The organism is Labrys sp. ALF-8 (assembly GCF_059699065.1).
The window spans coordinates 1,181,148-1,193,709 of record NZ_AP048537.1 but is presented as its reverse complement, the minus strand read 5'-3'; the positions used below and the strand labels follow the sequence as shown (position 1 = coordinate 1,193,709).

The 12,562-nt window shown below is 63.3% G+C and carries 14 protein-coding genes; 6 read left to right on the top strand and 8 right to left on the bottom strand.

Annotated elements, in window-relative coordinates:
* Positions 1-18: 18 nt before the first annotated feature.
* Complete coding sequence (locus AC6H34_RS05475; RefSeq protein ID WP_448150973.1) at positions 19-732, bottom strand: outer membrane protein; 714 nt, start codon at positions 730-732, stop codon at positions 19-21.
* A gap of 176 nt (positions 733-908) precedes the next feature.
* Complete coding sequence (locus tag AC6H34_RS05470; RefSeq protein WP_497538139.1) at positions 909-1,727, bottom strand: lytic murein transglycosylase; 819 nt, start codon at positions 1,725-1,727, stop codon at positions 909-911.
* A 446-nt stretch (positions 1,728-2,173) separates the two neighbouring features.
* On the opposite strand from AC6H34_RS05470, the gene sthA reads away from it, so the two are divergent.
* Together sthA and AC6H34_RS05460 are read left to right on the top strand one after the other, a co-directional pair.
* Positions 2,174-3,565, top strand: coding sequence for a Si-specific NAD(P)(+) transhydrogenase (sthA, locus tag AC6H34_RS05465; protein WP_448150975.1), 1,392 nt, complete (start codon positions 2,174-2,176; stop codon positions 3,563-3,565).
* Between the two features lie 111 nt (positions 3,566-3,676).
* Complete coding sequence (locus AC6H34_RS05460; protein WP_497538138.1) at positions 3,677-4,372, top strand: HAD family hydrolase; 696 nt, start codon at positions 3,677-3,679, stop codon at positions 4,370-4,372.
* Positions 4,373-4,430: 58 nt separating this feature from the next.
* Here AC6H34_RS05460 and AC6H34_RS05455 read toward each other — a convergent pair whose 3' ends face one another.
* Positions 4,431-5,051, bottom strand: a complete 621-nt coding sequence (locus tag AC6H34_RS05455) for a DUF4893 domain-containing protein (protein ID WP_497538137.1) — start codon at positions 5,049-5,051, stop codon at positions 4,431-4,433.
* A 190-nt stretch (positions 5,052-5,241) separates the two neighbouring features.
* On the opposite strand from AC6H34_RS05455, the gene AC6H34_RS05450 reads away from it, so the two are divergent.
* The gene (locus AC6H34_RS05450; protein WP_448150978.1) at positions 5,242-6,087 is read left to right on the top strand and encodes a lytic transglycosylase domain-containing protein; all 846 of its coding nucleotides are present in this window, start codon (positions 5,242-5,244) and stop codon (positions 6,085-6,087) included.
* A 365-nt stretch (positions 6,088-6,452) separates the two neighbouring features.
* Entirely contained in the window at positions 6,453-6,719 is a 267-nt protein-coding gene (locus AC6H34_RS05445) for a hypothetical protein (protein WP_497538136.1), read from the top strand.
* Positions 6,720-6,920: 201 nt separating this feature from the next.
* Here AC6H34_RS05445 and AC6H34_RS05440 read toward each other — a convergent pair whose 3' ends face one another.
* On the bottom strand, positions 6,921-7,196 hold the full coding sequence (locus AC6H34_RS05440; protein WP_497538135.1) for a DUF982 domain-containing protein: 276 nt from the start codon (positions 7,194-7,196) through the stop codon (positions 6,921-6,923).
* 176 nt (positions 7,197-7,372) lie between these two features.
* Between AC6H34_RS05440 and AC6H34_RS05435 the strand changes: the two genes are divergently transcribed.
* Positions 7,373-7,876 (top strand): class I SAM-dependent methyltransferase, encoded by a 504-nt coding sequence (locus AC6H34_RS05435; protein WP_448150981.1) that lies wholly within the window; start codon positions 7,373-7,375, stop codon positions 7,874-7,876.
* Here the strand turns inward: AC6H34_RS05435 and AC6H34_RS05430 are convergent.
* The 3 genes from AC6H34_RS05430 to AC6H34_RS05420 form a co-directional block, all read right to left on the bottom strand.
* Positions 7,861-8,946, bottom strand: a complete 1,086-nt coding sequence (locus AC6H34_RS05430) for a MerR family transcriptional regulator (protein WP_497538134.1) — start codon at positions 8,944-8,946, stop codon at positions 7,861-7,863. The two genes, AC6H34_RS05435 and AC6H34_RS05430, sit on opposite strands and share 16 nt — an antisense overlap.
* Positions 8,947-9,029: 83 nt before the next feature.
* Positions 9,030-9,560 (bottom strand): DUF1269 domain-containing protein, encoded by a 531-nt coding sequence (locus AC6H34_RS05425; protein ID WP_448150983.1) that lies wholly within the window; start codon positions 9,558-9,560, stop codon positions 9,030-9,032.
* Between the two features lie 171 nt (positions 9,561-9,731).
* Complete coding sequence (locus AC6H34_RS05420; protein WP_497538133.1) at positions 9,732-10,235, bottom strand: hypothetical protein; 504 nt, start codon at positions 10,233-10,235, stop codon at positions 9,732-9,734.
* A 251-nt stretch (positions 10,236-10,486) separates the two neighbouring features.
* Between AC6H34_RS05420 and AC6H34_RS05415 the strand changes: the two genes are divergently transcribed.
* Positions 10,487-10,999 (top strand): redoxin domain-containing protein, encoded by a 513-nt coding sequence (locus AC6H34_RS05415; RefSeq protein ID WP_448150985.1) that lies wholly within the window; start codon positions 10,487-10,489, stop codon positions 10,997-10,999.
* A 112-nt stretch (positions 11,000-11,111) separates the two neighbouring features.
* Here the strand turns inward: AC6H34_RS05415 and AC6H34_RS05410 are convergent, their stop codons facing one another.
* On the bottom strand, positions 11,112-12,230 hold the full coding sequence (locus AC6H34_RS05410; protein WP_497538132.1) for a calcium:cation antiporter: 1,119 nt from the start codon (positions 12,228-12,230) through the stop codon (positions 11,112-11,114).
* Positions 12,231-12,562 lie beyond the last annotated feature (332 nt).

Here is a 12,562-nt window from a genome sequence, read left to right as displayed (position 1 = left end):
GCAAAAAAACCGGGTGCGTCAGAACTTGTAGCTGACGCCCACATTCGTCGTCACTTGGTCCCAACCTGCCTTCACGGGGCCGTCGGAGGTTCTGTAGCGCTTCTTCTGGAAATCGGTATAGCGTACCTCCGCGCGGCCGATCCAGTTCTGCGTGAAGGCGTACTCGGCCCCGAGGCCCGCCGTCCAGCCAAGATGCGTCTTGGTGGAACTCGTGGTGGCAATATCAGGACCGGAGCTGGTCAATTTGCCTTCGGCGAAGGCGAGGCCGCCAGTGGCGTAGAGTAGCAGATTGTCGATGGCGAAGCCGGCGCGCAGCCGGGCCGAACCCTGCCAGCGATCCTCCATTTTCAGCGTGCGGGGGATTGTGCCGCCCAGATAGGTCCCATGTCCCGTGCCCTTGACGCCGGAATAGTCGATATCGCCTTCGGCGCCGAAGACGAACTGGCCCGTCTGGTAGTTGTAGCCTGCATGCACACCGCCCAGGAAACCGTCCATGTCGTATTTGTCGGTTCCGCCACCGCCAGTGCCAGGATCCGTTTCCGCGGGAAACAGGCGGCTCTGATCGTCATGTTCCTGCCCCCAGCCATAGCCGGCGTGGACGCCAATGTAGGGACCGGTCCAGTTGTAGATGGCTACCGGAACAACAGGTTCCGCCTGCTTGATTGCAAGATCGGCTGCTGAAGCGCCACAGGTGCCCAGGATCAGGATTGCCGCCGCGAAACGCATCTGCATCTGCTTCATCTTCTTCAACGCCAGGTTGCTGGATCCTTAGCATGCTAGCGCGCTGAAGTATGTGACTTTTCCGCCACAGCTGTTCACTGTATGACGTTAGGGAGGGGACGACGCCCGGCCGTTCCGTGGGGCCGGGCATCGGGGGAGGACAGGGTTGCGTTCTCCTCGGTCCCCGTTCAGCTCTTCAGCTTCTCAGCGAAGAGCACGATGGCTTTCTGGTAATTGGTCGACTTGTTCCATTCGGTCAGCACGGCGAAGTTGCTGCCGCCCACTTCATAGCTGCCGTCCGCGGACCAGCCATGGGCCTGCAGGAGGTTGGCGATGGAGCCCAGCACGTCGGCCGGCGTGCGGATCAGGTCGCGGCGGCCATCACCATCGATGTCGACGGCATATTTGAGGTAGTTCGAGCACAGGAACTGTGCCTGGCCGATTTCGCCGGCCCAGGCGCCGACCATGGCGGACGCCGATTCGTCGCCGCGCTCGACGATCTTGAGGGCGGAGATCAACTCGTTGCGGAAGAAGGCGGAGCGGCGGCAGTCATAGGCCAGCGTCGCCAGCGAGCGGAAGACCGGCATCTTGCCGGAGACTACGCCGTAATCCGTCTCCATGCCCCAGATCGCCACGAGGATCTCCGGCTGTACGCCGAAACGGCTCTCGATCTGCGACAGCACGCCAGCGTGGCGCTGCATCATCGCCTTGCCCTTGGCGATGCGGCCGGCGGTGACGCGGCCGGCCGCGAACTGCTCGAAGGTGCCGCCGAAGGTCTTCTTCTGGGAACGGTCGAGCCGGATCACCGTGGTGTTGTAGGTGACGTCGCTGAGGGCGGAATTGACGACTGCGGGCGAGATGCCCTCGTTTACGGCCTCCTGCCTGAAGGACTCGAGCCAGGCCGGGAAGCCGGACGCATCGTCACCGCACTGGGCGGCGGCGGCGGGCCTTGCTGCGAGGACGGAGAACGACAGCAGGGCGCACAAACTGGCGACGAACAGGCGCATGGAGTATCTCTGGCGTGAACCAGATCGACCGAGTTGAGACATTTAAAAGTCCGCGTAGGGGGGGGAAAGATTCGTCGATAGCCGTAATCGCATCGCCGATAAAGTTACAACTTATAGATGTATCTTCCTCGACAAGGCTGTGCATAGGCCGCCTTGGTCATGGCCGGCTCGGACGGGTATCCGAGGCCGCCGATGAGCGGGCTTGTGTCACGAGAGGCGGCCTGGCGCCGGATGCCGGGCGAAGCCAATTTGCGGTGAAGGCAGGCGTGGGCGTTTGCGGTCGCTTGTGCGTCGGATGCGGGAACGCCTCCGGAAGCATTGTCCCGCTTATTGTCGCGACGCGCCGGAAGCTCTCTTGGCAGGAGCCTCGCCGACGTGCATTCATGCTGTGCCGCAGCAAACTGCTGGGGTCTCCGTCATGCCCCGCCATCCGCGAGACGTTCTCCATGTATGACTATGACATGCTCGTCATCGGTTCCGGCCCCTCCGGACGCCGAGCCGCCGTGCAATCGGCCAAGCTCGGCAAGTCGGTACTGGTGGTGGAGAAGGGCAGGAGAGTGGGCGGTGTTTCCGTCCATACGGGCACCATTCCCTCCAAGACGCTGCGCGAAACGGTGCTGAACCTCTCAGGCTGGCGCGAGCGCGGCTTCTACGGTCGCTCCTATCGGGTCAAACAGGATATCGGTGCCGGAGACCTCATGGCCCGGCTCCAGAAGACGCTGGACCACGAGGTTGAGGTGCTGGAGCATCAGTTCAGCCGCAACACCGTGCGCACCGCGCGCGGCGAGGCCCGCTTCATCAGCCCGCACGAGATCGAGATCACGGCCGAGTCCGGGGAAAGGCGGGTCGTTTCCTCCGCCCATGTGCTGATTGCCTGCGGTACGCGGCCTTTCCGGCCCGACTACGTGCCCTTCAACGATACCACCGTCTTCGATTCCGACGAGATCATCGAACTGCCCAGGCTGCCGCGCAGCCTCACCGTGATCGGGGCCGGCGTCATCGGCGTCGAATATGCGACGATCTTCAGCGCCCTCGACGTCGCCGTTACCCTCATCGAGCCGCGCACGACCTTCCTCGATTTCATCGACAAGGAACTCATCGACGAGTTCATGCACGAATTGCGCGACCGCAACGTCGCCCTCCGCCTGGGCGCGGCGGTCAATTCGATCGAGGTGGCCGAAAATGGCCGCATCACCACCAAGCTTGCCGACGGCCGCCTGGTTTCCTCCGAGATGCTGCTGTTTGCGGCTGGCCGCGTCGGTGCCACGGACAGGCTCAATCTCGACGCTGCCGGGCTGAAGGTGGACCATCGGGGCCGCATCACGGTAAATCCCGCCACGTTGCAGACCGACGTGCCGCATATCTATGCGGCCGGCGACGTGATCGGCTTTCCGAGCCTCGCCTCCACCTCCATGGAACAGGGGCGGGTTGCCGCCTGCCATGCCTTCGGCCTGGACCCTCCGCCGCCGCCGGAATATTTCCCTTATGGCATCTATTCGGTGCCGGAGATCTCGACGACGGGCCTGACCGAGGAGGAGGTGCGCAAGAAGGGCATTCCCTACGAGGTTGGCATCGCCCGTTTCCGCGAGACGTCACGCGGCCATATCATGGGGCTGAACAGCGGCATCATGAAGATGATCTTCTCAACCAAGACGCGTCGCCTCCTGGGCGTGCATATCCTCGGCGAGGGAGCGACGGAACTGATCCACATCGGCCAGGCCGTGCTCAACCTCAAGGGCACGATCGACTACTTCATAGAGAACACCTTCAATTACCCAACGCTGGCCGAGGCCTACAAGATCGCTGGCCTCGACGCCTGGAATCGCATGGGACGATAGAAGGGGAAGAACGTTACGCCTCGTCGCGGCTGGGAACACGGCGCTCGCCGTGCACGTTCATCGAGCCAGCCGTCGACTTCATGTTTCAACGGATATTTCAGGGAGGCTGCCGTGCCTGCTCAACACCAGCTTGTCGTTCTCTTCGATGTCGACAACACCCTGCTCGATAATGACCGGTTCGGCGACGACCTCGCCGACAGACTTGAGAGCCTGTTCGGTGCCGAACAGCGTGCGCGCTATCGCAAGTTCTATGAAGAGATCCGCGACAAGGCGGGCTATGCCGACTATCTCGGCGCGCTCCAGCTTTTCCGGACGGGACTGGACGATGATCCAAAGCTCCTGGAGATGTCGCACTTCATGCTCGAATACCCCTTTGCCGAGCGAGTCTTTCCCGGCGCGCTGGAGGTGATCGAGAGTTTGAAGAGCTTCGCGACGCCGGCGGTGCTTTCCGATGGCGACGTGGTCTTCCAGCCCCGCAAGGTGCAGCACGCCGGCATCTGGGACGCCATGGGCGGCAATGTCATGATCTATATGCACAAGGAACTCGTCCTTGACTCGGTGCAGCGGCGCTACCCCGCGAAGCACTATGCCATGATAGACGACAAGCCCGGGCTGCTCGCCAAGATGAAGAAGGTCATGGGCACAAGGCTCACCACCATCTTCGTGCGTCAGGGACATTACGCCACGGATGCGGAGGGCAAGGTGATCGATCCCGCGCCCGACGTCACCATCGAACGCATCGCCGACCTGCTGGCCCTCGACGAGGCGGCATTTCATTCGGGAGAATCCGCGAGGACGGCCGGCTAGACCGCCGCTCCCTGTCCGAGGCCGGACGGCTCGGCGCTTCACCGTCAGGCGCGCGCGCCTATCTCACCAGTTCCAGGATCTCGAGGTCGCTGCAACAGGTGTTGGGCATCTCCAGGCGAAGGCGTTTCGTCCCGACCTTGAAGAGGTAGGCGACGACATTCCTGTCCGAGGCGTAGCCATAGGGGACTTGAGGGTCATCGGCGAGGTCGGTGCCCCCGAGAAAGGCGTAGCGATCGTTTCGCACGCGATAGAGAAAGCCGCTCACCCGCTGCGAGCCGTTGAGCTTCTCGAAGAAGAGCTTGCCTTCCTTCTTGCGGATCGCGCATTTGAAATAAGGGTAGAGATAGGCTCCGCCCTTGCCGTCGCCGGCCTTGGAGCCGTCCGCGAGCTGCGCGCTGCGGCAGCGCCAGTTGCCGACGAGTTCGCCTTCGCCGCCGATGGCCACGGGATCGCCCAGGAGGATCTTCTGGAGCGCCATGCCGTCGTCACCGGAGGTACCGGCAAGAGCTGCGGCGACGGTGCGCTGGCGAGTGGCATCGAAATTCACGAAGCGCGTGCGGTCGGCATCCTCGATCTTGAGGGGAATCTGCGGTGTCGGATCGAAGCCGGCGGCGGCCGAGGCAAGATTGGGAATGGCCAACCAAGCGAGTGTGGCGGCGATCCGTAAATCGATTCTCATGATGATCGTCCCTTTCTGCGATGCCGTCTTTCTGCCTCGCTCCGACCTTTCCAGGCAAGAGACACTGCCTTCATTCGACACGCAGGTCTGTCGGGGATTTGTGTGTCCCGCCGCGCCGCGATAGAACCTGCGGCGGGTGGGAGGCGTCATTGCTCCCGACATTGCATCGTTTTCCGCCAAGACAGGGCCTATGAGTCTGCGCTTCCTCCCTTTCGTCCTGGCCCTGACCTTCTGTCTGGGCTCCTTGCTGACGCCGGGAAAGGCGTGGGCGCAGCAGGAAACCTTCGACCAGGCTGTCTGCCGGCTTATCGAGACGGCGGCCGCCGCCAAGTCCATACCGTCCGAGATCTTCACCCGGTTGATCTGGCGCGAGAGCAGCTTCCGGCCGCATGTGGTCAGCGGCGCCGGAGCGCAGGGCATTGCGCAGTTCATGCCGGGTACGGCTCAGGAATGGAACCTCGACGATCCCTTCGATCCCGAAAAGGCGATTCCGGCCTCGGCCGCCTATCTCGCCGCGATGAAGGAGCAATTCGGCAATTGGGGCCTGGCGCTCGCGGCCTACAATGCAGGCCCGAAACGGTTGCAGGACTGGTTCGACAAGGGGCGGTTCCTTCCCCCGGAAACGGAGGCCTATGTCCGGTTCATCACCCGGCGGAGCGTCTATGACTGGGCCTCGCTCGATGGTCTGAAGCACGAGCCGAAGGTGCCGGACGATAAGGGCTGCCTCACCATAGTGACGGCTATCCGCACGACGGCGCCGCAGCAGCTCTTCGAGGGCCCTTATGCGCCCTTCGGCGTGCAGCTCTCGGGCAACTTCTCCAAGAGCCGCGCCATCGCTTCCTATGAGCGTGTGGCGGCCCGCTTTCCCGCCATCCTGGGCGGCCGGGAGACCCTCATCATAGGTACGCGCATGGCGGGCCGCGGCCGGCGGGCCTTCTACCGTGTCCGCCTGCCGGCCAAGACCATGCGAGAGGCCAGCCTCCTCTGCGACAAGCTTCATCGCGCGGGAGGGGCCTGCGTGGTGCTGCGGAATTGAGCGAAAAAATTGCCGGGTGCGGGGCACCCGGCAGTCGGGGTCGTAGAACGATGGCCGGTCAAGGCCGGGAGAACCACGAGAAGAAAGACACGAGTGCGTCAACAGCTCGAAGTCTGCCGGACTGCGGGGACAGCCCGGACGGACACCAGGAACGGCTTCATGGTGTCCGATCGGGCATAGAACGGTCGGTACGGCTGTTTGTTCCTCCTGTTCCGCATTTTTTCTGAAGTGGACGGCGCGCCGAAGGGGAGAGGCGTAAAGGGCCTTTCCGGTCGCCGCCTAACTCGAACATAACGGGAACAAAAGACTCGACAGCGGCCCGGCCCGCCCTTAGCTTCAGCCCGGGAATCACGGGGATAGAGCCGATGGCAGCGCAGGCAAGGCGAAGCGAGTTCAAGACCTCCGTCGAACTGGAAGAAACCGTCGATCAGGTCATCGCCGAATGCGGCGGCGATACGCGCGCCGCCTTGCGGGCGCTGCTCGTCGCCAATACCCACGCCATGGCCGAGATTGCGGCGATCGAGGCCGAGATGGCCAAGCTTCTGGCCGACGTCTCGCGCGGCTATTCTCGCGGCAACTGGGAATGGCTCCTGGAGCGATCGGAAGTACGCATTCCCTATTCGCGCGGCTGATGGCGGACAAGAAGAAGCCCGCTTTCGCGGGCTTGGGGAGGTTAGACGAGAGACGAGCTGGGAAAACACGAACCGCGCGGCTGGGAGGGGATCTGCTCGGAGATCACCGCGCCGTTCACCAGGACAACTTAGCCGGGGTATGTAATTCCTGCACACCGTCAAATTTGCCGGTAGCCGCCACCGGGTGTTCGCCGTGCGGGATCACCCGTCTCCGCCCGGCGGCGGCATGTCGCTGTTCGTCTGCGGCATTCCGGCCTCTGCCGCGGCGGCGACGAAGGCAGCCCTGGCGTCGTCCGGCGTGCGCAGGCCCGCCAGGACATCGAGGCAGATCTTGCGGGCTTCGATATATTTTTCTCCGCCTTCGACCGGCCATCGGTTCAGCAGGTAGTGCGAGGCCTCTTCCGTACTCGCGATTACCCGACGGGAGCCGGCGGATGCCTCGAACTCCACGGGTTTCGACCAGGGTCCGTTCTCCATTGTGCACCTCCATCCGGGATAACGGCGGTGCGAAGCTGCGGGTTCCTTGCGAATGCCTCGGCCGGAAGACCTGCAGCCGTTCCGCTTTGCTTGCCGAGTGTCTCGCCGGTCACTATGACGAGGCGTCCAAGCGCCCTCATATGCGGGCGGCAGTCCTCATCCCGCGATATCGATCCATGAGTTATCTCGACAATTTCATCAACCGTATGGTGGCTCAACGCACCTGCATCGATCTCGCCAGGGATCTTATCCGTGATGTCGAGGGACCTATCCTCGAGTTCGGGCTCGGGCATGGGCGGACATACGATCACATCCTGCAGAATTTCCCCGACCGGGACGTCTATGTCTTCGAGAAGGTCGTCAGCCCGAACGTCTTCGTCCGTCCGCCCGACGCGCTGCTGTTCGAGGGCGACATCCACGAGACCCTGAAGACGGCCGTCCGACGCCTGCCGCGCAAGGCGGCGATGGCGCATTCAGACCTGGGCCTGAAGGATCGAGACGGCGCGGTGCCCATCGTCGCCAGCATCATTGCGCATCTGCCCGACCTGATCGCGCCCGGCGGCATTTACATCAGCAATACCGATATCTCCCTCGTGCATGGCAGCGCGCCGCCGGGCTTCGAAGAGCTCGACATCGCCGATGTGCCGAAAGGGCGCTATTTCATCTACAGGCTTGCCTGAACGGGCGGGTGGCGGCTGGGGGCGGCCCTGCCTTGGAGAGCCTGCTGCGGATGCCAGGCAATGACGCCCTCGGTGCGTGCCCGGACATCCGGCGGAGCGAGGCAACTGGCCACTGCCTCATAACCCGGAGCGCCCGGATAGGGGGCTACAAGCATCGGCGGGCTGTGATTGGCCGGGCAGAAGAGGATGGCTTCGTTCGACCCGAGGGCGGACAGGTCGAGAATCGCGCTGGAGCGGGTGAGCAGGAAAAGCGGTCTTTCCCCCGGAGGCCGGCGGCGCAGGTGGGCGATCACCGCCTCCTGCGTGGCCCGGTCCAGTGCCTGCTCGATCATGTCCACGACGAGGACGGCAGGGCCTTCCGCATCGAGACCTTCCAGAAGCACGACGAGGGCCTCGGTTGCGGTCGCGCCGTTCTCGACGAGCCGGGCGAGCCGCCGTCCGACCCGTGACTCCAGTGCCGGATCTGTCGCGAGCCGGGCTGGAGTGGACATGCCGTTCTCCTCCAGCCGATCCAGGCCCAGGAAGGAGGCGCCAGGCAGGTTATCCGCGATGTGTCGCGCAAGCCTCGTCTTGCCGCTGCCGAGAGGCCCGATGATATAGGTGAGCGGCACCAGCCCATGAAGTTCGAAACGTTCGCCGCCCCAGGGCCAGGGCAGATCGAAGGCGAGGACTGGGCCGGCCGGCCTTCCGGAAACACCTGAAGGCTCGCTGCCGGCACGATTGCGGCCACGGACCAGATCTTCCCTTGCGCCGCGAACCTTCGTCAGTGTGACGGCGAGACTGTGCAACTGGGCTTCGAGCGCAGCCTGATGCGAGGCGAGCGCCGGTTCCAGGCCCGTCGGATCTCCTTGGACAACCTTCCCGATCTCAGCGAGACTCAGGCCAAGGGCGCGCAGCGATGCAATCTCGGCGGCACGTGCCATCTGGCCCGGGCCGTAGGTGCGCCAGCCGGCCATGCTGCGCAACGGTACGAGCAGGCCGCGTCGTTCGTAGAGCCGCAATGCCTTGGCCGATATGCCGAGACGCTTCGCCGCCTGGGACGGATTGAGAAACTCACGGGAATCGGGCACGAATCACTCCCTCCTGTGGACCGCCCCCTTATCGGGGCGGCCCCAGGGGCCGGGTCAAGCGCGATGCTGGCCCATATGCGAGGTCACGGCGCGGTGTCGGTCTTCTCCGCCGCCGGAGGCGCGGCTGCGACGTGGCCCGAGAGCGCATCGCGCAGCTTCTGCTCCTGCTCATGGTCGAAGGAAGTACGCATCACCGTGCCGCCGACGCCTTCCAGATCCGCCAGGACCTTGTCCGCCGTCATCTTGCGGATGAGGAGGAACAACCCGGCATTGCCGGGAGCGAGGGACTGCGCCGCCTCCTTCATGAACTTGTCATCGATACCCACGTCGGTCAGATAACCGCCGAGTGCGCCCGAGGCGGCGCCGATGGCCGTGCCGACGAGCGGCGCCATGAAGATGAGGCCGATCAGGGTACCCCAGATCGCGCCGGACGCCGCGCCGGCTGCGGTGGTGTTCACCATCTGGTTGAGTTTCACCCGGCCCTGTTCATCCTTCACCGCGATCACAGCATCGCCCAGTTCGATGAGATACTCCTTCTGCATGCCGAGAATACGTTCACGGACCTCTTCGGCCTTCTGTTCGTTCGGAAAGGCGATAAACACCAGATCGCTCATGGGAAACTCCTGGACAGGGCGGTCATTGTCGAACCTGACGATCATCGCCAGATTGCATTATCCACGATAGGCTGCCAATGCGAGGCTTTGTTGACGGCCCGCTGCCGCGAAATACTGGCCAGGATGCTCCCATCGCGCAAGGCGAATGGCGAACGCTCCACCAGCTCCCTATCACAGGCCGACGATCGAAATGGCGCGATAGGTCGCTAGATATCCCACGATGAGGCTGGCATAGGCGGCCACCACCAGGCCGATCGTCAAGCCCTGGAAAAGAAGGCCGCCGGCACGCCAGGCCGGATAGGTCGCGCTTTCGGCGATGTAAGGATGAATCCAGGTCTTCTCATGGTGGGCCAGGCCCTGCGTGAGGCAGAACTGCGCGAAATAGGCTGTGCCCGATCCGATGCAGGCGAGCAGCAGCGCCACCACGAAACGGCTGAGCGGCCAGGGGAGCCAGGCGGCGACACCGGCGCGATCATGCGCGATCAAGGCTCCCATGAAGGCGAGCAGCCCAGCGGCCGAGCCGCCGCTGATGAGAGCGGCGGCCTTCAGGGCCTCCACGCCGAGCGCGCTCATCGTCTCGTTCGTCTTGGTCAGCCACCTGTCGCGCGCGTCATGGGCGCGCTCGGCCGCCCGGATCCGGATTTCGAAACTCCTGGAATCCTCAGGCTGAGCCATGTCCTGTCTCCGTCCTGTGCGGAGACCTTTATACCGGTTTTCGCGTGGCCACCCTTCTTCATTCTCCCCGTCGCGTAACGGAAGGCTGGGGAGCGGTTGGGAGAGATCCGAAATTCGCGAATGATTTCAGGATATAAGAGCAGCAGTGAATTCCGGGCATCGCCATCCGCGGTACGACGGCGTAGTATTTCCACGCGCGAGTCGTCACTCCCCGGAAGCGTCGTCGGGGCACCAAACGCGGAACGGCCGACATGATCAGTCGAAGGGCATTTCTGACCGGCGCTGCAACCGCTCTCGTCTCATCGGCACGAGACGGCAACGCGAATGCGAAGGAGGTGCGCGGTCTCGTGCTCGCGCCTTTCAGCGTGGCCCCGCTGCCGGGCCTGCCGGATATCCTCGTGCCGTCGCTGGAGGCTCTGCAGAATCAGGTCACGCTCCTCAATTTCTGGGCCTCCTGGTGCGAAGGCTGCCGGGACGAGCACGATTTCCTGATGGATCTCCAGGAGAAGGGAGTCCGCCTCGCTGGGATCGACACCTTCGATCAGAGCGAGTCCGCGCTGCGCTATCTCGCGAGACATGGCAATCCCTTCACCCTCCTCGGCATCGACGACAGGCATGAACTGATCGCCATGCTGTCGGTCGAGTCGCTCCCGCAGAGCTTCCTCATCGGTCCGGACGGGCAGGTGCTTTGGGAGACGCGCGAAGGCCTGGACCATGCATCCGAGGCGGAACTTCTGGAGAAGATCTCAGCGACTGGACATTAGGGAGAGGGATACCAGCGCAGCGACTTATCGAGGCAGCTTCGGCCTGAACGAAAGTACACGTGTAAAAAATGAGGTATAGAAAAGAGGCGTTTCTATCTAAGCGCGCTTTGCTCTAGGGGACGACGATCAGAAGAACATAGGCGACGAAGATGACGAGGTGCGCGAGGCCGGTGAGAACGGTGGTGCGCCCAGTGCCGAAGCTTACCACGCTCATGGCAAGCGCCAGGATGAGCAGGACGGTATCACCGGAACTGAGCCCGAGGGTCAGCGGATGGCTGGTGATGAGGCTTGCTGCCGCGACCGCCGGAATGGTCAGCCCGATCGTCGCGCAGGCCGAGCCGAGGGCAATGTTCAGGCCGCGCTGGAGCTCGTTCTTCAGCGAGGCCTTTATGGCGGCAATCCCCTCCGGCAGCAGGACGACGACCGCGATCAGCGCGCCGACGATCGCGTCCGACTGCGAGACCTGCAGATAGGCGAGCCCGTCCTCTACGCCGGCCGCGACCTGCTCCGTCAGCAGTACGATGCCCCCCAGCCCAAGGAGCAGAAAGAGCAGGTGCATCGCCGGGCTGCGCGTATGCGGAAGGTGCTCGCCCTTCACATGCTCCGTGGCGGTCACTTCCGAAAAGTCCTCCTTCTGCCCGTAGCTCTGTGCAAAGACGAAACTGCCGTAGAGCAGGACGGAGAGGATGCCGACGAAAACCAGTTGGGTGGCCGAGAAGGTGCCGGCGCTTGTTGCGAGCGTGTAGTTGGGCAGCACCATGGTCAGCACGGTCAGCGCGATCAGCACCGAAAGAAAGGCACTGGTCCCCTGTCTCCGGATATCCTGGCGGCTATGACGCCACCCGCCGAGGGTCAAAGATATTCCGACGATACCGCAGCAGACGATCATCACCGTGGAGAAGACGGATTCTCTTGCCAGCGTCGGATTGTTGGCTCCATGAAGCATCATGGAAACGATGATCGACACCTCGATGGTCGTCACGGCAAAGGTGAGGACGAGCGTGCCATAGGGTTCTCCGACACGATGCGCTATCGATTCTGCGTGATGCAGCGCGGCAAATACCGTCAGCAGCACCAGTCCGATCGACACCGCATCAAGGACGAGAAGAAAGGCCGTGCCGCCCTGTTCGATCGGAAAAGTCTCCGATCGTAATGCCACGGCCAGCACAAAGCAGGCGACCGGCAACAGATAGGATACCAGGGACGCCCGGCTGGACACGGCGTGAGACATGAGGACCTCGCAACAGCAGAGAGCGACGATACAGCAGTTCCGCTCACCCGCCATCCATTCGCAGCGTCAGCAGGCAGCCAGATCCCTGTAATCCACGGGTGCGTTCAATCCTATCTGCTCGGTTCCCCGGGATAGTGCGAGATTCCAGAGATTTTCGGGGGAGGGGAGGGCCGGGTGACGTATGGCCAGGTCCCGACACGTCTCGATGGCCGCGAGTGGCCCGATTCTGGAACTGCCCGCTCGGTCGCGGGCAGGTAGGGCTTGTAAGAGCATGGCCGGATGGCCGGTTTCAGCGGTGCCACGGACTCGTCGAGGAGTGCCGTCGAGAGGGC

Bases quoted from the DNA above. Each gene is read 5' to 3' on its own strand.
- AC6H34_RS05475 (WP_448150973.1), bottom strand. From the start codon at position 732: ATGCAGATGCGTTTCGCGGCGGCAATCCTGATCCTGGGCACCTGTGGC.
- AC6H34_RS05470 (WP_497538139.1), bottom strand. From the start codon at position 1,727: ATGCGCCTGTTCGTCGCCAGTTTGTGCGCCCTGCTGTCGTTCTCCGTC.
- sthA (WP_448150975.1), top strand. From the start codon at position 2,174: ATGTATGACTATGACATGCTCGTCATCGGTTCCGGCCCCTCCGGACGC.
- AC6H34_RS05455 (WP_497538137.1), bottom strand. From the start codon at position 5,051: ATGAGAATCGATTTACGGATCGCCGCCACACTCGCTTGGTTGGCCATT.
- AC6H34_RS05450 (WP_448150978.1), top strand. From the start codon at position 5,242: ATGAGTCTGCGCTTCCTCCCTTTCGTCCTGGCCCTGACCTTCTGTCTG.
- AC6H34_RS05445 (WP_497538136.1), top strand. From the start codon at position 6,453: ATGGCAGCGCAGGCAAGGCGAAGCGAGTTCAAGACCTCCGTCGAACTG.
- AC6H34_RS05440 (WP_497538135.1), bottom strand. From the start codon at position 7,196: ATGGAGAACGGACCCTGGTCGAAACCCGTGGAGTTCGAGGCATCCGCC.
- AC6H34_RS05435 (WP_448150981.1), top strand. From the start codon at position 7,373: ATGAGTTATCTCGACAATTTCATCAACCGTATGGTGGCTCAACGCACC.
- AC6H34_RS05425 (WP_448150983.1), bottom strand. From the start codon at position 9,560: ATGAGCGATCTGGTGTTTATCGCCTTTCCGAACGAACAGAAGGCCGAA.
- AC6H34_RS05420 (WP_497538133.1), bottom strand. From the start codon at position 10,235: ATGGCTCAGCCTGAGGATTCCAGGAGTTTCGAAATCCGGATCCGGGCG.
- AC6H34_RS05415 (WP_448150985.1), top strand. From the start codon at position 10,487: ATGATCAGTCGAAGGGCATTTCTGACCGGCGCTGCAACCGCTCTCGTC.
- AC6H34_RS05410 (WP_497538132.1), bottom strand. From the start codon at position 12,230: ATGTCTCACGCCGTGTCCAGCCGGGCGTCCCTGGTATCCTATCTGTTG.